Raw genomic sequence first — 279 nt, forward strand, 5'->3', positions numbered from 1 at the left:
CGCTCTTATTCGTTCTTGCAGGAGGTTGGTAAACAGGCCGGAATTCTTATTTTTGCGAATTCATTATACCTTATACCTTTAGTTAAATTGAAAATTAAAAAAGGAATCGTCGTTTTGCTACTGCTATCTATTTATGCAGGTTGCAGTTTTTTAAACGAACCCGAAGAAAAGGAAGTTATTGCAAGGGTGAACGAATCCTATTTATATCGGGAAGATGTAGCTAAGCTTATTTCTCAAAATACCTCTCCCGAAGATAGCGCCCTTCTCGTAAATAATTTT

The 279-nt window shown here is 36.2% G+C and carries 1 pseudogene; it reads left to right on the forward strand.

The annotated features are described in order from the left end of the window. Window positions 1–87 precede the first annotated feature (87 nt). Window positions 88–279 (forward strand): annotated as a pseudogene (locus HC176_RS19425) (peptidyl-prolyl cis-trans isomerase); the annotation flags it as partial.

Source organism: Tamlana crocina, assembly GCF_012037625.1.